The organism is Bacillus sp. Marseille-Q1617 (genome assembly GCF_903645295.1).
Taxonomy (GTDB): domain Bacteria; phylum Bacillota; class Bacilli; order Bacillales; family Bacillaceae_B; genus Rossellomorea.
In genome coordinates this window covers 505,326-525,532 of sequence record NZ_CAHJXM010000001.1, presented here as the reverse complement: position 1 = coordinate 525,532, position 20,207 = coordinate 505,326, and the positions used below count along the sequence as shown (strand labels likewise).

The window sequence follows — 20,207 nt, the reverse complement described above, 5'->3', positions numbered from 1 at the left end:
GGACAAGGGACAGGCTCCCTGTCCCACCTTTCACTTGAAAAAATCATTCTATAAAAGAAATGGGGAATTTATATGATCATCATACACGCACATTTTCAAATCATCCCTGAAAAAGAAGGGGCATTCCTGGAGGAAATGCAGTCCCTGGTCGCTGCCTCACGGGGAGAAGACGGCAATGTCTCCTACGATTTGATGAAATCGACAGAAACAGACCACACTTACACCATGGTTGAAATTTGGAAAGACCAGGCCGCTGTGGAAGCTCACAACACAAGCAGCCATTTCGTTTCCTTCGCGGGTAGAGCTCCTGAATATATGGCAGCCCCGATCGATGTGCAGATTTTCGAAGGGAATAAGGTAGAACGATAAACGTCAGGTACATTATACCTTAGTAATAAACTGCGGAAGCTGTAGAAATGCTCAGCAGTCCCAGTCCCTGCCGTCAAAGGGTCCAAGAAGGCTCATCTTCTTGGACCCTTTCTAATATGAGCTGATCCCTTAAGCACCTCATACACTCATAAAGATCACGGCCCCTCTTCCCAAAAGAATAGCTCATGCAAATAACAGACCCCTGCTCTAAGCCAATATGGCGGAAAGCTTGGCAGCCTTTCTAGTAAATTCAACGTTTGGCTCGGTTACATAAACGCTTCCAACTCCATACAATATAGAAAAAGTGTAAGAATTCTATGTAAAGGAGTGAAGACCGGTGGAGAATCTATTTAACGGAAGCAAGAAAATCACGAAAAAGGATCTTGCAGCCTTTGATATGATCGGTGATGGGAAAGACGGAGAAATTTACAAAGTAGCCGACAATAAAGTCGTAAAATACTTCTTTAAAGAAGAAACACATCAAAGGGAACTGGAGGCAATGCAAATCGGGCAAGCTTCATCCATTATGCCCCGGCTGTATGAATACGGCGACAATTATATCGTAATGGAGTTCATCAAAGGGATCTCCCTTGCCCGCCATATGAAACGGCACGGGACAATCGATGAAGATATGACGAAGAGGATATTATTCGTTCTGGATGAATTCAAGAAATTAGGCTTCACAAGATGGGATACGGAGGTTCGCCATATGCTGATGGATGAAAATGGCGATTTCAAGGTCATTGATCATAAACGCGCGTTCACCTCTGATTCCCCTGTTCCGACGAAGCTGTTAAAAGGAATGGATAAATTCGGATTAGCCAAGGAGTTCCTTCTGCATGTGAAGAGTGTGAACCCAAAGCTATTTGATGCCTGGAAAAAACATAAATAGACGGCGCCTTTCGTAGACTGTCTTTCCCGTGACATAGGGGAAAGACAGTCTTCAAAAAGATTTACCGTCGGACAAGCCGACACATATCGAGTCGAACATGAACATGCTGCGTCCTCCTATCCCCATAAGAAATGAGGAATCTTTCATGATACCAAATAGGACAAGCCGGCAATGAACATCGTCTTCCCCCGTGTCATGGTATGAGCAAAAAGATCTCCGCCATGTACTCTATAACATTCGACCGGCGGCCCCAACACCGATCCATAAAAATAGTGCAGTACTTTCGCCACAAAAGTACTGCACCTGCAAATGTCAATCTATATCATTACACCTTTTTAACCGTTACATTATCCAGCTGAGTAAATAAAATGTCTCCATCTCCATTAGACCATACTAGATAGTGATCTTCTGCGTTAATGAATGTTCCATCGCAGTCAATTTTATCAGAACCTGATAGTACCTCGATTTTGTCACCAAGCTTTAGTACACTATTCAACTTTTCAGAAAGTCCCATTGTGACTCCTCCCTTCTTCCTTTAATCAATCAGTCTATATATTTATATTAAATAAAATGAAATTTGATAGGGCGCTTACCTATCGTTTCATTTTTTTTCAGAAAAAAATGACTGGAATGTTTTCCAGTCATTTTCAGTCTGAATGTGACTATACTTTACGAACAGTCACACTGTTCAGGTCAGAAGTGTTCATGTCCCCGTCGTCGTCAACCCAAACTACAAAGTTGTCGCTCGCACCGATGAATGAACCCTCTTCGATTTCGTCGTCACCGGACAACACTTCGATTTTGTCACCCATAGATAAAATTTTATTAAGGAAATCAGCCATGTTTCCACACTTTCCAAATAAGTTTGCCATTATGTTTCCTCCTTTCGGTGTTTACTCTATATTTATGCCGGATTTGTTGATGCGTAAAGGCAGATAACTAGATTTCAAAAAAATTTCTGCTTTTTCAAAAGATTTTACTAGACTAATCTCTCTTTTCCTCGTGTGATGGACCTTCAGGAATTGCAATGAGAGTAGGTTCCGATCCTTCCTCGGAGGCTTCTTCCATTTCCTCTTCCTCCGTGTCGGATGTCTCTAGTGATTCGTCTACTAGTGAAACAGCCTGGTCTTTTTCTGGTTCGTACTCTACTAGTGAAATGGCCTGCTCTTCTTCAACTTCATCCTCGTCGTGAACCTCAGCTATCTCAATACTCATGCTTTCTTTGGTTTCTTCTCCGGCTTCTTCCGTTTCTTCTGCTTCTTCATCTGCTTGATCTGATTCATCGTCGGTTTCTTCTGCAGCTTCATCTTCTGCTTCTGCTTCTTCTATTTCTTCGTATGCTTCATCGCCGGTTTCGTCGGTTTCTTCTTCTGTTTCTTCGTCGATTTCTTCTTCAATGGCTAATTCCAGAGAAATTTCTTCTTCTGAGTCTTCATCTTCCGCATCTGTATCATCTACAGATACTTCAAGATTGCCGTCTGTCTCAGAGTGATCTTCCTCCTCATCCATCACAATAGTGATTTCTTCCACATCAGATCCGGCTTCGTCAAGGTTTTCTTCCTCCGAAGAGGTTTCCTCCTGATCCATTGAATCTTCTGAGGAATCGTCGATGATTTCGAAGGTGACTTCAGACGTTTCTTCATTTTCACTGTCTTCATGCATGACTCGAAGGATCACATTTTCTTCTGTTTCGTTCTCGCTGTCTTCATTTTCCATCTTGTTCATGACATCTTCCATGATGGACTTTGGATCCTTCGTTTCTTCGTCGCGGTGTCCTCTCTTGTTCTCTTTCTGTTTCTTCTTTCGCCTCCTCTTAGAAGGCACCTTCTTTACAGAAAGCGGACCATTTAGATCGGTCACATTGAAGTTGCCGTCATGATCGGCCCATAAGAGCGTCTTGTTAAAAGCAGCTACAAATGTTCCATTGTCATCGATTTGATCATCTTCATATAATAGTTCAAGATGATCGCCTAAGCTGAAGATGCTATTTAACACTTCTGCGAGAGTCTTATTTGGAATTTGATTAAAATCCCCATCAGATGAAGATTTTCCCTTACTCTTCTCCACAGGCTGCTCAGTCCCCCCGCCTGTCATTCCTTCCTGTTCCACAGGTGATTGCTCTGAATGACCTTGATCATCGAGGCGGTCTCTGTCGTTACCAGAGGGCTCATTGACTTCATTCATATTCGTTTACACTCCTTTGCGTTTAGTCTGCAATTCATAATCAATATATGTATGTAAAATCAGAATGTATAGCCTATTTTGCAGTAGAATCGCAAATTCCACTCACTCAAATCGGGCGTTTGAATAATTTATAAGAAGATAGAGAGACATGGAGGTGAGAAAACCATGCCCAATTGTTATCTTTTTATAAACGAACACCTACTCCCAAGGATTTTTTCCTTGTATTATTACAGAGACTTACTGGTTCCCTGCCACAATCAATCCATTTTCATCCGTTACCTAAAGGAAGATAAAGAACCGTACATCTTTCCTCCGCCTCCCCAGCAGCTGCATGCTTCAATGGACCAGGCACACGTTTCCGAATTGATTTACAGCATGGTGAACAGCCTTAACAAAAAAGCTGCTCACCACCCTAAATCAGATAGGCCTGCCTTCGATATCACACTGGATAATGATGCAGAGCCAAGCGTGATTCTTTCTAAAATATCCAAGTATAAACGCCCTAAAAGACGTGGAAAATGTCCGCGGCTCGCACCGCGGGATGAGAGCCCGTTTAAACGAATCAACTATATAGACCGCAGCAAAAGTCTGCACCAATTAAAATATTCTGCCACTAAACCAGTGCACAGGCCAAAAAAGCCTGCTGCCTCTCAAAAAGGAGCTAAAGTTGAGAAAACGAAGGAAACAATCGACCACGCGGAGCCGTTTCTGAGTGATACCGGGCACCTGCCGGATCGTCATCAAGCAGAGGATTCTGTTCAACTTCCTGATGCATGCTTGTTGAATCATAGCCGTGAAGAAGCAACTGACTTCCCTGCCCCTTCTTCAATAGAAGATGTGAGCGGTATATCTGACGACCAGATTAAAGAAGTCGAAGTCGAAGAAACCTTTGTCCCACTGGAGGAAGACACACCCGAAAACGATGAACCAATAATCCCAGAGTCTCCAGAGCCGGAATTAGAAGCAGATGATTACGACACGCTCATTGAAGATCCAGTCCATAACGAAACCGTTGACTCAGAACAAAACGCAGAGGAATCAGAGCTCACTGCCGAATTCGATCACGTCTCCGATGAGCCTTATACAACAGCTGAATATGTTGAAACAGCAGGGTATCATTCTTTAGATACCGATTTGGATGGTATACATGAACACGAGAATGCCATCATTCCAGATGACATTTTAGATGGTGTATTAACAGAGGCCGATGAGACTACTGAAGAAATCATGCGGGATGACGCGGGGATTGTATATGAGAGCTATCATGAAGACAACATTCCATCAACCGGAACGGTGGAACCTGTTGATCATTTTATAGATGAAGTCACTTTTGAAGAATCGGAAGTTACGAATGAATATAAAAGTCTTACCGATGGAACGGAAGAATTAGCATACAGCCCTCTAGAAGATGAATTGGTTGAAGAACCAGATGGGCAATCAGACGACCTAAACAGGGGCGAAGCATTAATTGACACGGAGGAAGTAATTGACCACTCTATCATGGAAGAAGAAGCAGACGATCCACTTGCAGATGAATCTGACCGCCTGCACAATGGTGCGGCATCCCCTGACAAGAAAGAAGCAGGACCTAAAGTTGATGATTTCCAGGAAGAAACCCCCGCCGGTCAAGAAGATCACTTCGACACCCTTCCTATTGACACAATTCAAGAGCAGGAAGAATCATTGGATGACCACACTGCTGAAACAGAAACAAATACTACCGATTATGAGCAAGACGGCACCACAGGTGAAGAAATCGAGATAGTTGAACCAGTCATTGAGGAAATTCCTGAAGAAAAAATAGTCTCTAATTACGAATCCGGCAGCCTGATCCAAGATACTTTATCCGTTCAGACGGAAGAAACGGTTGGCGATTCAGCGGTTCAACCTTCTCCAGAAAAAACAGAGAGAAGCCAGGAATCCTACTTGGAATTCATCCCTCCAATCGAAGAAAACGAAGAACCTGAATCATCACCTGAGGTTGTTTCTGAAGAAAAAATGGACCCTGATCTAGGGTTTGATAGCCTGAGCGAAGATACTTCATCCAATCAGATGGAAGAAATAGTTGAAGACTCAGCAGATCACCATCTATCAGAAGAAACAGACCGAAGCGAGGAATCAGAATTGGAATTCATCCATCCTGACATTTCAACTGAAACGGAGGATCACCTCCCCGTTGAAACGGATACGGTCAGTGATTTCGAGCAAGATTTTTCATCAGACAACAGTACTTCGGATGAAGAGGAAGAATCCGATACGACGCTTGAACGCATCTCAGAGGAAAAAACAATCATTGAAGAGGAATTCGATAACCATATCGAAGATACTCCATCCGTCCAGCATGAAGAAACGATTGATGGTGAACCTGCTGATCAACACACTCTGGAAGAAACAGACAGCAGCGAGGAATCAGAATTGGAATTCATCCACCCTGGCATTTCAGCTGAAACGGAGGATCACCACCCCGTTGAAACGGATACGGCCATTGATTTCGAGCAAGATCTTTCAGCAGACAACAGTACTTCGGATGAAGAGGAAGAATCCGATACGACGCTTGAACGCATCTCAAAGGAAAAAACAATCATTAAAGAGGGATCCGATTACCATATCGAAGATACTCCATTCGTCCAATATGAAGAACCTGTTGTAGCTGAACCTGTTGACCAGCACACTCAGGAAGAAACAGACAGCAGCGAGGAATCAGAATTGGAATTCATCGATCCTGACACTTCAGATGATACAGAAGAAACGGAGGGTCACCTACCTGTTGAGATTGAAACGGACACGGCCATTGAATTTGAACAGGACTTCTCATCAGACAGCATCATTCAGGATGAAGAAGAATCCGATACAGCGCTTGAAAGCATCTCAGAGGAAAAAACACTCATTGAAGAGGAATCTGATAACCATATCGAGGGTACTCCATCTGTCCAGTATGAAGAAGAAGTTGCAGCTGAACCTGCTGAAGACGAAGAAGACGAACCTGCTGATCAACACACACAGGAAGAAACAGATTCAAGCGTGGAGTCAGACTTGGAATTCAACCATCCTGACGCTTCAGCTGACACAGAAGAAACGGCGGATCCTACTCCTGGTGAAACTGAAATGAGCACAATCACCGCACTAGAACAGGATCTTCCTCCAGCGGCCATTACACCTGACGAAGTGGAAGAATCCGATAGGACTGATGCAGAATTCCAAGAAGAAAACCTGATCTTCGAAGATGAAAGTCAGAACGAGGATACTCCATCCGTTCAGACGGCAGAATTAGTTGTTGACTCAACGGAACAACCAAAACAAGAAGAAACCATCACCAAAAACGATGACGAGGAATTAGACGGTGACAGTCCATCCGTTGCTCACAAAGAACGGATTGAAGAAATTACTGAAGAGGAGCCGGACGTTACCCCGGCACAAGATGCCGCCGTCCACTCGAGCACACCGGTTCAACCGGCAGAAACTCAGGAAAAAGCCCCAGCCCAACCTAGCAATCATAAAAACAAAACCACCGATTCAACTCATAGCTCCGAATCAGAAGGTAAAGAAAATGCAGGGGAAACAGTGTCTCCAGCAGCCAACGACGAGGTAGTTGAAGAATCGTATACCACGATCTTGAATAAACATTTCACACTCGGTGACAAGATCAATGTGTATGCAGGCAGTAAGCTGCTTGATAAACAGGGAACGTTTTTAGCAGCCGGCCGTGACTTCTTCATTTGGATCGATGGAGATGGATATGTAAGACTGCAAGTCATCAGCGGCGGCATCAGTATAGCTCAAAAGAAAAGAAAAAAATGAGACGGGAGAAACAGACATTTGCCCTGTGCTAATGTCTGTTTCGACTATATTACAAGCTACATATACTAAGGTAATAGAGATTAGAATGGGGTGAATGAAATGAAAGAAACTGTATTGGTCATAGCTGCACATCCAGATGATGAACTGCTAGGTACGGCAGGCACACTTAAAAGACTAGTAGATCAAGGCAATAGAGTCATCTCGATCATTACAGCAAACGGACGAAAAGAAGAGGCCCATCATATTCAGAAACTTGCTCGAAAAGCAAACAAAGAAATAGGCATCAAAGAAGTGATTTTCCTTGAGCATCCGAATCTTGAGCTTGAAATGATGCCGCTTCATCTTTTCACCAAAGAAATTGAGAAACTAATCAATATCTATCAGCCTGCTAAAATTTTTACACATCACTATGGGGATGTGAACCGCGATCATCAGATTACGTTTCAAGCCGTACTGACAGCTGTCCGTCCGGTACCGAATGCTCAGCCGATTGAATTGATCACGTTTGAAACCGTATCCTCGAGTGAATGGAACACCCAAACAAATGATAAGCAATTTAAACCGAACTATTATGTTGATGTGTCATCAACGATTGAAGAAAAAATTGCTTCCTTAAAACACTATGATGTTGAAATGAGGGACTTTCCACATCCTCGTTCCTATGAGGGAGTCAGGCATTTGGCAAGCGTAAGGGGCATGACGGTCGGGGTGCCGTATGCCGAAGCATTCGAAGTCATCAGGAGGGTCTGGATATGAATGAAATGCATTTTCCTTATCCTTACGTCATTACTGCCTTAGACAAATATTATGGAGTCAAGGCCAAACCCGTCACTCTGAAAAAGACGAGTACGGGCAAGGATAAGGGCAAGGTTAAGGACAAGGATTCCAAACGGAAAAAGAAAGACAAAAAGGATAAATCAAAAAAGAAGAAAAGTAAACCAGGAAAGAAACTATCGATTCTCATCGCCACATTCTGGGATTATCCCCACACCGGCGGACTATCAAACTATATCACTACCTTGAAAGCAGGACTAAAGGGGTTGGGACATAAAGTGGACGTCATCTCCCCAAATCAGTTTTCAGCGGTCAGAGTGGAAGCACTGCGGGAAGCTGTCGTACCGCAGCTGAAGACCTTGTTCCAGAACCGGTACGGCTCCTACACCAGCAAAATCATCCAAAGCTGCCGTCTCCTCTATATTTACGAACAGATGCTGGAGTCGGTCAAGCTCGAGAAATACGATATCCTTCATGCCCAGGATCTCTTCACTGCCAATATATTGGGAAGACTCAATGAAGACCTAGGCAAGCCGCTCTTATTCACTCCGCACGGAATGTTCACCTTCAGCCGGGTTAAATTCAACCGGATCACGAGCGAAGAAGAAGCCTACTACCTGGAAATCGAGAAAAAAGCCATTGATTATGCAACCCATATGGTCATCCTGAGCGACTCATTCCGCGAACCGCTCAGCCAGCTTGGGGCGCGCTCCTCTAAAATGACAACGGTCAATACAGGAATCGATTTCTCTCCTGTTTCACGCAAGGGCAAAAGTGGAAAGGTCGTCATATCCTGTGTGGCCAGATTGGGGCCGAGAAAAGGTCATACCGATTTATTTCTGGCTCTATCAAAATTAAAATCGTTGAATCAGAGTGTGGAAGTGCAAATCGTCGGTGATGGTGAAATGCGTGAAGCACTCGAAGCACAGGTGAAGGAACTGCGGCTCACAAATGTGACGTTCCTCGGAAAACGGGATGATGTACCGGCCATTTTAAGCAAGACCGATATCTTTGTCCTGCCGACCGTCAATGATAACCTCCCGATTTCAATCATTGAAGCCATGCACAGCGGGACGGCAATCCTGACGACCGATTGCGGAGGAATCACTGAAATCGTTCATCATAATGAAACCGGCCTCATCGTTCAGCCCGGCAATGTCACTCAGCTCGCGACACAGCTGAAGCAATTAATTGTAAACGGTGCCTTAAGAAGCCAGCTTGGAGAAAATGCTTCCCGATATGCCAAGACCCACCTCACTCGCGAAGCGATGGTGCAGAAGATCGAACACATCTATCAACATTTATTAACCACGGGGGGACACTGATATGCCATCACACCCAGCCGTTGTACTCGATTTAAGTGCCAATGGTGTGGGCATCATCCATGCCCTTGCCAGGAAAGGGATCGAGGTATACGCATATGACACAGCAGGTCCTTATTCAAAAGGGAAATCAAGACTCGCATCCTGCGCTGTATGTCCAAGTCCCTTGACACAGCAAAAAGCGCTGCTCTCTTTTTTAAAGGGAGTGGCGATGAAATTTGACCAAAAACCGGTGCTTTATGCAGGGGCGGATGATTACGTCGTGTTCATCTCGACCTACCGGGAAGAATTATCGGAGTATTACCTGTTTCTCTATCCCGAACATTCTATGATTGAGGATTTGTTGGATAAAAAGAAAACGTATGACCTTGCCTTGAAGTATTCGATTCCGACGGCGAAAACCTTTTTCGTAGAAACGGATGACCAGCTTGATGAAGCCATTTCAGAGCTTGAATTCCCCTGCATACTGAAGCCGGTGTTCGGCCATGAATTCAGAAAACACATCAATAAGAAAGCCATCAAAATCCAGGACGCCAATCAATTAAAGAAAGTCTTTCCGATTTACAGCAAATATGGGGAATTGATTATCCAGGAGCTGATCCCGGGCGATAACCAAAGCTTTTATAAAGTGGCCACCTTTTTCGACGACGATATGAAGCTGCTGACCCTCTTTACCCTTCAGAAGAATCATCAGTTCCCTGCGGAATTCGGAACGGGCGCACATATCGTGAGCAAGCGGATCCCGGAGCTTGTGGATCTTGGTGTGCCGCTTTTGAAAGAGCTCGGATTAAAGGGCGTCAACATGATTGAATACAAGAAGGATCCTCGGGACGGTCAGTATAAGCTTATTGAAATCAACCCCCGCTTCTGGCTCACTCATAGTTTGACAGGTCATTCCGGCGTCGATTTTGCCTATACGTACTATCTCTACCTCACCGGGGAGAACCCCGTTCCGCAGCTGGAGCAGATCGATGGTGTCCAGTGGATCTACCTTGTCCGCTATTTCCTTACCTTTTTGGAAAAGCGCAGGACTGGGGAAATGACCTGGAGGGACTTTCTGAGAGGTTTCAAAGGAAAGAAAGTATTCGCCCTCCTCGCTTTAGACGACCCGATGCCCTTCATCCGGAGCACCACATCGCATTTATGGAATGCGTGGAAAAGAAAACGAAAGGAGTGATCGTGTTTGCACACACCAAAGGAATTATATTCCATTTTCAAGAAAAATGATATTGAGGGGAAGCTCTCTGCTTCCCTCGGTAAAAAGGTAACGATCAAAGAAACATCCATTCAAAACCTGAAATCGACAAAACGGAGCAGCATCTATCAAATGGAACTTGAGAGTCTATCAACATCCTTCCCCATCATTTTTAAAATCTACCATTCAACCAAATATAAAAATGAAGTCGAGATCAATGTCTACGGCAGAGCCTATCCTTTTTTGAAAGAATTCCTTCCCGAAATCTACCTGATGGCGAAACATGGAAGTGATACGTGGGTGTTCATGGAATTCGTCCGGCAGATCCGGGGACAGCTGACCTTTACACCAAAGCATTTTGATTACATCATCCCTACCCTGGCAAAACTCCATGCCCACACCTTCGAAGACCGATTCAGGAACGAAAAGGATACATTCAAATCCTGGTTCCCGCTATACGATTCGGACAAAATGAAGGAAGACAGGGAAAAATTCACTACGAACACCATGAGCTTCCTGGAACAGGCCAAGAAGGATAAACAATTGAAAGACCTCATCAAGCCGCATTACAAAGCATTAAAAACCATTTACAGCAAAGGTCCGGACTTTTTCCCGGAATTGCTTCAAAGCGGTTCTGCCATCACCCACGGAGACCTTCATATGCAGAATATCTGCTCAAAAGACGCAAGCAGAAACGAACCGTGGGAGATTCAATTCATCGATTGGGAGTCGGCCAAATACTCCCCGGTCTGGTTTGACATGATTGTCCTGGTCGAAATTTTACTGGCCTTTCGCAAGGATTGGCAAGGTAATGCTGAAGAAATCCGCACACATGCCGTCGAAGTGTATACAAATGAAATGAAGAAACATGGAATTACATTCAAAACGAACCCGACGGACCTGTACAAAATGGCCTACCTGCAGCGCACCCTGGAAAAAGGTCTGCACACCCAGTTCAGACGGTACTTTGAGAACCGCGGCGGTGAACTTCTTCCGTATCATTTAGATAGAATCGCCACTTGGGGAAGCGAACTCGGAATTTATAAGTAGGCACCTGAAAGGATGAAACGATTTGAGCAGAATGCCCCCTCTCGCCATACATCCGTCTCTTCTGACCGCCATGGATGATTTTTATGGAGTCGACCGGGGATTGGAGGACCCGGTCCCGCTTCAGCCATTCGGCCGGAAATCAAAGGTGGGTGGAAAGAAAAAAATGAAGATCTTATACGTCACTTTCTTCCAATACCCCCATACAGGCGGTTTGTCACATTACATCACCTCCATCCAAAAAGGATTTGAACAGCTCGGACATGAAGTCGATGTCTTCGCACCAAACCAGATGTCTTCCCTCCAGCTTGAGAAATGGGTTCCGCAGGCAGCCTATGAAGCGAGAAGCCTCATGCGCAGCCGCTATGGCACCGTGAATGAGAAAATCGTCAAAAACCTTAGCTTCCTGCATGTATTCGAACTGTTCCTGAAAGAAAAAAACCTTGATCAGTACGATATCATCCATGCCCAGGACCTATTTGCCATTTTCATACTCGGCCACCTCAACCAAACACTCCAAAAACCACTGCTCTTTACACCGCACGGCTTTTTTACAAAAAGCAGGCTGAAATTCAACAAGATGCAAAAAGGGTCCATCGAAGAAGCCTATTTCACGAGATTGGAAAAAGAAGGGATCTCCGCGAGTGCCGAAATCGTCATGATCGCCGATTCTTTCCGGCCGAACCTGCAGGATTTTGGTGCAAGGGACGAACAAATGACTACCGTTCATACAGGAATAGACTTTACACCGATTCCTCCAAGAACCCATGAAAATATCATCCTCACAAGCGTCTCCCGTCTTTCCCCGAGGAAAGGTCACGGATTTCTATTAGAAGCGTTGGCCATGATCCGTGAACATCTTACCAATGTGGAAGTGTGGATCGTCGGGGACGGGGTCATGAAGAAGACACTTATGAAGCAAGCAGAAGATTTGGGACTGTACAACGTCATTTTCTTCGGAAAACGCCATGACATACCTGAGATTCTGTCGATGTCAGACATTTATGTACTCTCGACCATCAATGATAACTTCCCCCTTTCCGTGATGGAGGCGATGTTTTCAAGGCAGGCGGTCATCTCGACCACATGCGGCGGCATACCGGAGATGGTCCGGCACGGGGAAACCGGCCTCCTCTGTGAACCCGGGAATGTAAAAGAGCTCGCCGAAGCGATTAAACGTTTCATCATCAATAAAGAAGAACGGGACGCTTTTGGAAAAGCGGCCGAAACATTTGCCCGGCAGCACTTAACAAGCAAGGTAATGACGAGCAAAATCGAACAAATCTATCAAATGTACACAGATTGAAAGGAGACTCATCATGAGGGAGAACAACCAGATTCATGATCGATTATGAAAATTCTAGTCACGGGCGGCGGCGGTTTCATCGGATCCCAGCTCGTTGAAACCCTTCTCGCCGCAGGGCACACGCCGATCATTCTCGACAACTTCTCGAATGGGCGTGAGAAAAACCTGCCTGACGGGGTTACATGCTACCGCAGAAATCTATTATCCGACAAAGTCGAAAAGATTTTCAAAAAAGAAAAGCCGGACATCGTCATGCATCTTGCCGCACAGGTCAGTGTCGCAAAATCCCTGGAAAACCCTGCAGAAGATGCAGCGGTCAATGTCCTCGGCACCGTCAAACTGCTTGGATACTCAGTCAAGTACGGGGTGAAGAAATTCATCTTCTCTTCTTCCAGTGCGGTCTATGGAACCACAGATGAAGTCCTGACCGAAGAAACGGCCGCAAGTCCGATTTCCTTTTACGGTACGTCCAAATTAGTATCCGAATCCTACATCAAGCTGTTCGGAACAAGCTACGGCCTCCCCTACACCATCCTGCGCTACGCCAATGTGTATGGACCGAGGCAGCGATCCGACGGTGAAGGCGGCGTCATCAGCATCTTTATCGAAAAGCTTTTAAACGGTGAAACCCCCGTCATATACGGAGACGGCACCCAGACCCGCGACTTTGTCTATGTCGAAGACGTCGCCCGTGCCAATCTCCTCGCCATCGACAACGCAGACAACGAAATCATCAACATCGGCACGAACACACAAACCTCCATCAACCTGCTTTATACGCTGCTATCAAGCCAGCTCGATGCAACCGGAACACCGGACTACCAGGGAACCCGTGATGGGGACATCAAGCACAGCCTTCTCTCAAACGTGAAAGCGCTGGACATTCTGAAATGGGAACCTCAGTATGAATTGATTGCAGGATTGGAGAAGACGGTGGAGTATTTCAGGGATGGTCCAAAAGGTTGATTTGAGGGCAGGTCCTTGCGGCGGTTCATGAACACGCCGCAAGGACTGTCACACAAGGGCGATTCATATCGTGAGCTTTAATAGTTGTAGCACCCGGCTTATTTGTCCGGGTGTTTTTTTTGTGCATTTCTAACTCGACCTGACCTTTCATATGTAAGAACTTTCCTCCTCCTCCTATTTAACAGACCTGTTTAAAAGAATTGGCAGAGGGTATCTGTTCCTCTAAGGAGGCGATTCCATTGAATCCTATATTTAAAATCTTCCATAATGACGAACATTTGAGTGAATCAATTGATAAACTTCGCAAAAACGGCGTCAACGAAGATGATATTTACATGCTTGCCTATGATAATGACCATGACAGGCCTGCAAGAAAGAGCAACGATTCCAATAAAATCGGAGTAAGCGTCACAGGAATAGGCACCGCCACCAAGAATATTTTTAGAGGAAAATCCGACAAACTCATTTCAAAAATGAAGGAAATCGGATTTGAGCAGTCAAAAGCACAAAAACTTGAAGAAGAATTAGACAAAGGAAAAACACTGTTAGTTGTCAAAAATCAAGATGAAGTAGAATTTTAACAATCAAACGTTAAAAGACAACCCTTTTTTCCATATAAATGGGTTGTCTTTTTCTTATGTGGACTTTTGCAAGTAAGAGGCACGGCCGTTACTCTAACGTTCATCTCAGACCATAACAGCTTTGATTTGAAATGAATCGTGATGGTCGATCTGAATAATGGCGACACCAAGTCTTATAAAATGAGATGTCTATGACTTCATCTAAGGAGCAGTCTCTCCTTAAACGGTCAGCCTGCCAAACGTTATTTCGGTCAATACGACACAGACCTTTAGTACCAAAATTGGTCATTTATAAGAATTTCCTCCTTGTTCTCCGTATAAAACGAAGGCCCGTCCCTCACTGCGTTAAAGGAATATAGTAATATTTTCCTAACATAATATTTTTGTGTTGATTTATTGGGTAGGTTGCTTTAAAATGATTTTACAGTGCAAACGGTTGCATCTCATTTTATTTACAAACCATTTCAATTTCCAGATGACTTCCGCTCCCTCATTTTTAAAACTGAAAATGAAAACGCACACAATTAATTATGAAAACGAATACACAATAGATATTGGTATTAAAGGAGGAAACAGGATTATGAAGAATTTATTGTCATTTGATTTCTGGCAGAAATTCGGTAAGGCACTATTGGTCGTTGTCGCTGTTATGCCAGCTGCCGGGATCATGATTTCGATCGGTAAATTAATCGGAATGACGGGTGGAGACATCACTTTAGTGCAAACGATTGCAAGAGTAATGGAAGATATCGGTTGGGGGATCATCACTAATTTACATATCCTCTTCGCCGTCGCCATCGGGGGATCGTGGGCCAAGGAGCGTGCGGGCGGTGCATTCGCAGCACTTATCGCCTTCATCCTGATCAACCGCATCACCGGAGCGATTTTCGGAGTGAACGGAGATATGCTTGCCGACCCGGAAGCAACCGTCTCTTCTCTTTTTGGACAAACATTGATTGTATCTGACTATTTCACATCGGTTCTTGGTGCACCTGCACTGAACATGGGAGTATTCGTCGGGATCATCTCCGGTTTCCTAGGAGCCAATCTTTTCAACAAATATTATAACTATGATAAATTACCGGACGCTCTTTCGTTCTTTAACGGTAAGCGTTTCGTACCTTTCGTCGTCATCGTCGGCTCGGTTGTATCCGCTATCGCCTTGTCAATCGTATGGCCGTTCATCCAGGGTGCACTGAACGATTTCGGTCAATGGATCGCAACATCACGAAACACCGCACCAATCATCGCGCCGTTTATTTTCGGTGCCATGGAACGTCTGCTGCTTCCATTCGGTTTGCACCATATGCTGACGGTTCCGATCAACTACACGGAGCTTGGCGGAACGTACAAGATCCTGACTGGTTCAGGAGCCGGTTCAACGGTTGCCGGACAAGATCCGCTATGGCTGGCATGGATCGCCGACCTGAACAACTTCCTTCAGGCAGGAGACACTCAAAGCTACAAGCAATTATTGAATGACGTAACACCTGCACGATTCAAAGTCGGTCAGATGATTTTATCATCAGCGGCCCTTATCGGTATCGCATTCGCTATGTACAGAAACGTTGATCAAGACAAAAAGAAAAAATATAAGTCCATGTTCTTCTCAGCTGGTCTTGCCGTATTCTTGACAGGTGTAACCGAACCGATCGAATTCATGTTCATGTTCGCTGCTCCTCTGCTTTATGTGGTGTACGCCATCATGACAGGTTTTGCATTCGCAATCGTCGACATCATCAACATCCGCGTTCATTCATTCGGATCAATCGAGCTATTGACTCGTGTCCCTATGATCGTCAAAGCCGGGCTGTGGATGGACCTTGTAAACTTTGTGATTGCTTGTCTCGTATTCTTCTTCCTGAACTTTGCCGTTGCCAACTTCCTGATCAAGAAGTTCAACTTCCCGACACCGGGACGCAACGGTAACTACATCGAAGACGATGCTGCTGCAGGCGGAAGTTCTGCGGTTAAAAAAGATTCACTTGCACCAAAAGTGGTTGCCCTTCTTGGAGGAAAAGAAAACATCGTGGATGTGGACGCTTGTATGACACGCCTCCGCGTAACGGTTAAAGACACCAGCCTTGTCGGCACGGAAGCCGAATGGAAAAGTAATGGCGCACTCGGTCTGGTCATGAAAGACAAGGGCGTACAGGCCATCTACGGTCCGAAAGCCGACGTCATCAAATCTGATATCCAAGACTTATTGGGAGCATAATTCATGAAATTGCTGACACTGAACTGCCACTCTTGGCAGGAAGAGAACCAGCTTGAGAAAATCTCGACCCTGGCGCGTGACATCGCAGAGAAATCCTACGACGTCATCGCGCTCCAGGAAGTCAGCCAGCTTATCGAGAGTGAGACCGTTTCCGGGCTTGTGAAAAAAGACAATTTCGCCCTGGTATTGCTTGAAGAGCTTGAGCGGCTGGGCGTCACCGGCTATCGTTTCGTATGGGATTTCGCCCATATCGGCTATGATATCTACGAAGAAGGCGTCGCCATTCTGACCAAGCATGATATCGTCGAAGAGCACCGCCTCTTCATTTCTAAAAGTCACGATCAGTCCTACTGGAAAACCCGCAAAATCGTCGGGGCTACCATCTCATATCACGGTCGTCCCTTCACCTTCTATTCCTGCCACCTCGGCTGGTGGCAGGATGAAGAAGAACCGTTCAAGTATCAGGTCGATTCTTTGTTGGAACAGATCACGGCTGAGTCCCCTGTATTTTTAATGGGGGATTTCAACAATAACGCTTATGTCCGCAATGAAGGATATGATTATCTCTTGGGCAAAGGCCTAATTGATACGTATGAACTTGCACTTCAGCGGGACGACGGTGTGACCGTTGAAGGAACGATCGCCGGATGGGATGAGAACAAAGTCGATTTACGGATTGATCTGGTTCTGGCAAGTGAGAAATGTGAGGTCACTTCATCTAAAGTGATATTTAATGGGGAAAATAAACCCTTGGTGTCGGATCATTATGGGGTTGAAGTGGTGATTGAGGACCTTTCGATTTAGTTGAAGTGATTTTTCCAGACCCGTCTATTTAATAGGCGGTTTTTTTTATGATAAAACCTAATTTGATAAGCCCTTTTTAATAAATTCCATGAGTCTGGATGTATTTTTAGTGCGAAAAGGTATGAAGGTAGCGCTTTCAAAAGGAACATTCCGGTGCTGGATCTAATAATTGCGCCAGTTTCAGGATTATTGCGCCTCTCTCTTATTTATTGCGCTGCTTTTTAAATAATTGAGCCGCTTTCCGATTAATTGCGCCACATTTCCAATAATTGAGCCTTTTGTCGAATTTTCTTGAGCGGGACACATAAAGGGCAGGTCCATCACTTCAGCCTCAACCTGCATCTTAAAGCCACTCCGTTCCCTTACTATCAAACATTATGAAACCTCCTCCACCCTTCATCCGTATATAAACCATACACAGAAATAGACCTTTGAAAGGGGAACACAAAATTGGGTAACATATTATTATTTTCAGTGATTGTCGGATTGATCATGGCACTGCTCCTGGTCCCGGTCACTTTTACAAAAAAGAAAGAAGGTAACGCGAATCCCTCGGTTATCGGTATGATTGCAGCGACGATGATCATTGCCGTGATCGGTGCATTTGCCTTCTATTACATCACAAACCTTGACCGCAACTTTACATCGATGTGGATTCTCTTCATTGTCGCGGCGGGTGCCGGTGCTGCATTCGCCACGGGCAGGGAACGACTGGTGAAAAGCGGAATTTTCCTGTTCGGCCTTGGGGTCGGAGCTTACTTCCTGACAGCATTCGTCTTCAACGCAGACGAAAAATATAAGTCTGCCAAAATGGATGTCAAAACGGAAATCGAAGCGTTTGACGAAGAGAAAACACCTGCGAGCGTGCCTCCTCAGTTTGCACGCAACAAAATGAAAAAAGCTTTCGGACAGGTGCCCAACACAAGTTATTATGAGCTTGGCGAATTACAGATCCAGAAGGTGAACGGCGAGTATGTCTATATCGCCCCCGTCGAATTCTCCGGGTTATTCAAATGGATCAAGGGGGACGAAACGCCTGGTTACTTTACACTGAGCGCAACCGATTCATCAGCGAACCCTAAATTCATGAAGGAATCTATGGTCTATACGCCTTCCTCTTTCTTTAATAAAAACATAGAGCGGCATATCCGCATGAATTATCCAAAGTATATATTCAATGGAGATGTTCAACTCGAAATCGATGATGACGGGAAGCCTTTCTATATCCGCACTTACGGAGACTTCATTTCTGCCCGTAACGGTTTTGATGTCAAAGGGATCGTAATGGTCGACCCGCAAAGCGGCGATACCAAATCCTATAAACTAAGCGATGTACCGGACTTTATCGATGGTGCCGTATCACCTGAAACAGTTAGCCTTCAAAATAGCTACTTCGGAAACTACGTGCAGGGCTTCTGGAACAGCGTATTCGGTAAATCTGACGTGAAACTGCCTTCCGACGAAGGCACCGAAGCGAATGTCAGCCCTATTTTTAATGAAGACGGGGAGATGTACTACTTCACGGATTTCACATCTCCAAAAGAAGGCGTAGACTCGATGCTCGGTTACTCCCTGACCAACTCACGGACAGGTGAAGCCACGTTCTTCACAGGAAATCTCGAAGAATCTTACATGGATTCACAAGGTGCTCTGCAAATCATCCAGAAAAAATTCATCGAGAAGAAATGGGACGGCGAAATGCCGGTCCTCTATAACTTCTTTGGTGAAGCAAGCTGGCTGACTCCGGTGCTTGATGCCAACGGTTTCCTGCAAAACTACTTCATCGTATCAGCAGCGAACCCTGAAATCTCGGCCTATGCCGACACGCCCAATCAGGCACTCAAAAAATACAAAACCGTCCTTCAAAAAGGCGGCGGCACAGTGGACGGCAGCTCAAAAGCTGAAGAAAAACAAACAGCCGGCACCGTCGTCAGGGTCTACAAAGAAAAAATCGGTGACTACACAGCCGTATCATTCTTGCTCGACAACGGCAGCAACTATCTCGTTTCTTCCGAAATCAGCCCGCTGGCGATTTACTTGAAAGAAAATGACAAGGTCAGCGTGAAGTACATGGATACAGGCGAGAGCTTCCTGCCGGTGAAGGAATTGAAGATTGAGGGATTGGAGTAGAAAGATAGAGGCTGGGACATAAGTGCTTTAGTCTAAGTAACCCGAACTAATTTGCCTTCCTGGAAGCAAATTAGTCCGGGTTTTTAAATGAAGAATCATGGTAAAATATTCATATCAAATACGGAAAGAAGTGATTGTTATGAAAGAAAGAAGAGAACAAATACTCTTTCACCATCAAGAAATGATCCGTTGGGTAAAGTCGTTGAGCTCGATTTCGAAGGAAGCATGGCTTCGTCCAACTGAAAAAAACAAATGGAGTATCGCTGAGATCATCAGTCATTTCTCTCCTTGGGATGATTTTGTCGTAAGCAAGCGTCTCCCTTATCTTGGAACCGGCGAGCCACTTCCTTCGACACCTGATCCGCAGGTTTTAAACGAACAGGCAGCTTTACTAGCCCGCTCCACCGAACAGGCAGCTGTCATCCAATCATTCATTGATTCAAGGAGCCAGTTGATTGCCAGCCTGCAAGAAATCCTCGATGAATCCTGGGGACAGACGTTCAAGCTTGGGGAGAAAGAAATGGACTTGTCCGATTATGTAGAAGGATTGGCAGAACACGATCTTCACCATAAACAGCAGATTGAAAAAGCCCTGGCAAAACAAAACGCTCAGATTTGATC

At 45.0% G+C, this 20,207-nt stretch carries 19 protein-coding genes; 14 read left to right on the top strand and 5 right to left on the bottom strand.

Going from position 1 to position 20,207, the window contains the following annotated elements:
- Window positions 1–72 precede the first annotated feature (72 nt).
- A complete protein-coding gene (locus HWX64_RS02605; protein WP_175987012.1) occupies window positions 73–369 on the top strand; it encodes a putative quinol monooxygenase in 297 nt (98 codons plus the stop codon).
- Between the two features lie 337 nt (window positions 370–706).
- Entirely contained in the window at window positions 707–1,261 is a 555-nt protein-coding gene (locus tag HWX64_RS02600; protein WP_175987010.1) for a kinase, read from the top strand.
- 143 nt (window positions 1,262–1,404) lie between these two features.
- Here HWX64_RS02600 and HWX64_RS02595 read toward each other — a convergent pair whose 3' ends face one another.
- The 4 genes from HWX64_RS02595 to HWX64_RS02580 form a co-directional block, all read right to left on the bottom strand.
- Window positions 1,405–1,551 (bottom strand): hypothetical protein, encoded by a 147-nt coding sequence (locus HWX64_RS02595; RefSeq protein ID WP_175987009.1) that lies wholly within the window; start codon window positions 1,549–1,551, stop codon window positions 1,405–1,407.
- A gap of 35 nt (window positions 1,552–1,586) precedes the next feature.
- Window positions 1,587–1,775, bottom strand: coding sequence for a hypothetical protein (locus tag HWX64_RS02590; protein ID WP_175987007.1), 189 nt, complete (start codon window positions 1,773–1,775; stop codon window positions 1,587–1,589).
- Window positions 1,776–1,923: 148 nt separating this feature from the next.
- Entirely contained in the window at window positions 1,924–2,133 is a 210-nt protein-coding gene (locus tag HWX64_RS02585) for a hypothetical protein (RefSeq protein WP_175987005.1), read from the bottom strand.
- Between the two features lie 112 nt (window positions 2,134–2,245).
- Entirely contained in the window at window positions 2,246–3,445 is a 1,200-nt protein-coding gene (locus tag HWX64_RS02580; protein WP_175987003.1) for a hypothetical protein, read from the bottom strand.
- 219 nt (window positions 3,446–3,664) lie between these two features.
- On the opposite strand from HWX64_RS02580, the gene HWX64_RS02575 reads away from it, so the two are divergent.
- From HWX64_RS02575 to HWX64_RS02530, 10 genes are all read left to right on the top strand, one after another.
- Window positions 3,665–7,243, top strand: coding sequence for a hypothetical protein (locus tag HWX64_RS02575; protein WP_175987001.1), 3,579 nt, complete (start codon window positions 3,665–3,667; stop codon window positions 7,241–7,243).
- 99 nt (window positions 7,244–7,342) lie between these two features.
- The gene (locus tag HWX64_RS02570; RefSeq protein WP_175986999.1) at window positions 7,343–7,999 is read left to right on the top strand and encodes a PIG-L deacetylase family protein; all 657 of its coding nucleotides are present in this window, start codon (window positions 7,343–7,345) and stop codon (window positions 7,997–7,999) included.
- Window positions 7,996–9,342, top strand: a complete 1,347-nt coding sequence (locus tag HWX64_RS02565) for a glycosyltransferase family 4 protein (protein WP_175986998.1) — start codon at window positions 7,996–7,998, stop codon at window positions 9,340–9,342. Before HWX64_RS02570 ends, HWX64_RS02565 begins: the two co-directional genes overlap by 4 nt.
- A 1-nt stretch (window position 9,343) precedes the next feature.
- Window positions 9,344–10,516, top strand: a complete 1,173-nt coding sequence (locus tag HWX64_RS02560) for a carbamoyl-phosphate synthase (protein WP_175986996.1) — start codon at window positions 9,344–9,346, stop codon at window positions 10,514–10,516.
- Window positions 10,517–10,522: 6 nt separating this feature from the next.
- Window positions 10,523–11,584 carry a phosphotransferase gene (locus HWX64_RS02555; RefSeq protein WP_175986994.1) on the top strand — a complete coding sequence of 354 codons (1,062 nt, stop codon included), beginning with the start codon at window positions 10,523–10,525 and terminating at the stop codon, window positions 11,582–11,584.
- 31 nt (window positions 11,585–11,615) lie between these two features.
- Window positions 11,616–12,887 carry a glycosyltransferase family 4 protein gene (locus tag HWX64_RS02550; RefSeq protein ID WP_254871105.1) on the top strand — a complete coding sequence of 424 codons (1,272 nt, stop codon included), beginning with the start codon at window positions 11,616–11,618 and terminating at the stop codon, window positions 12,885–12,887.
- A gap of 45 nt (window positions 12,888–12,932) precedes the next feature.
- Entirely contained in the window at window positions 12,933–13,853 is a 921-nt protein-coding gene (locus HWX64_RS02545) for an NAD-dependent epimerase/dehydratase family protein (protein ID WP_175986993.1), read from the top strand.
- 239 nt (window positions 13,854–14,092) lie between these two features.
- Window positions 14,093–14,434, top strand: a complete 342-nt coding sequence (locus HWX64_RS02540; RefSeq protein WP_175986991.1) for a general stress protein — start codon at window positions 14,093–14,095, stop codon at window positions 14,432–14,434.
- A 580-nt stretch (window positions 14,435–15,014) separates the two neighbouring features.
- Window positions 15,015–16,652: a PTS transporter subunit IIBC gene (locus HWX64_RS02535; protein ID WP_175986989.1), complete on the top strand. Its 1,638-nt coding sequence runs from the start codon at window positions 15,015–15,017 to the stop codon at window positions 16,650–16,652.
- Window positions 16,653–16,655: 3 nt separating this feature from the next.
- Window positions 16,656–17,456: an endonuclease/exonuclease/phosphatase family protein gene (locus tag HWX64_RS02530; RefSeq protein ID WP_175986987.1), complete on the top strand. Its 801-nt coding sequence runs from the start codon at window positions 16,656–16,658 to the stop codon at window positions 17,454–17,456.
- A 186-nt stretch (window positions 17,457–17,642) separates the two neighbouring features.
- On the opposite strand, the gene HWX64_RS02525 is transcribed toward HWX64_RS02530, so the two are convergent.
- Complete coding sequence (locus tag HWX64_RS02525) at window positions 17,643–17,828, bottom strand: hypothetical protein (RefSeq protein ID WP_175986985.1); 186 nt, start codon at window positions 17,826–17,828, stop codon at window positions 17,643–17,645.
- Window positions 17,829–17,906: 78 nt separating this feature from the next.
- On the opposite strand from HWX64_RS02525, the gene HWX64_RS02520 reads away from it, so the two are divergent.
- Together HWX64_RS02520 and HWX64_RS02515 are read left to right on the top strand one after the other, a co-directional pair.
- Window positions 17,907–19,586, top strand: a complete 1,680-nt coding sequence (locus HWX64_RS02520) for a hypothetical protein (protein ID WP_175986983.1) — start codon at window positions 17,907–17,909, stop codon at window positions 19,584–19,586.
- 139 nt (window positions 19,587–19,725) lie between these two features.
- Window positions 19,726–20,205 (top strand): DinB family protein, encoded by a 480-nt coding sequence (locus HWX64_RS02515; protein WP_175986981.1) that lies wholly within the window; start codon window positions 19,726–19,728, stop codon window positions 20,203–20,205.
- The last annotated feature ends 2 nt before the right edge of the window (window positions 20,206–20,207 follow it).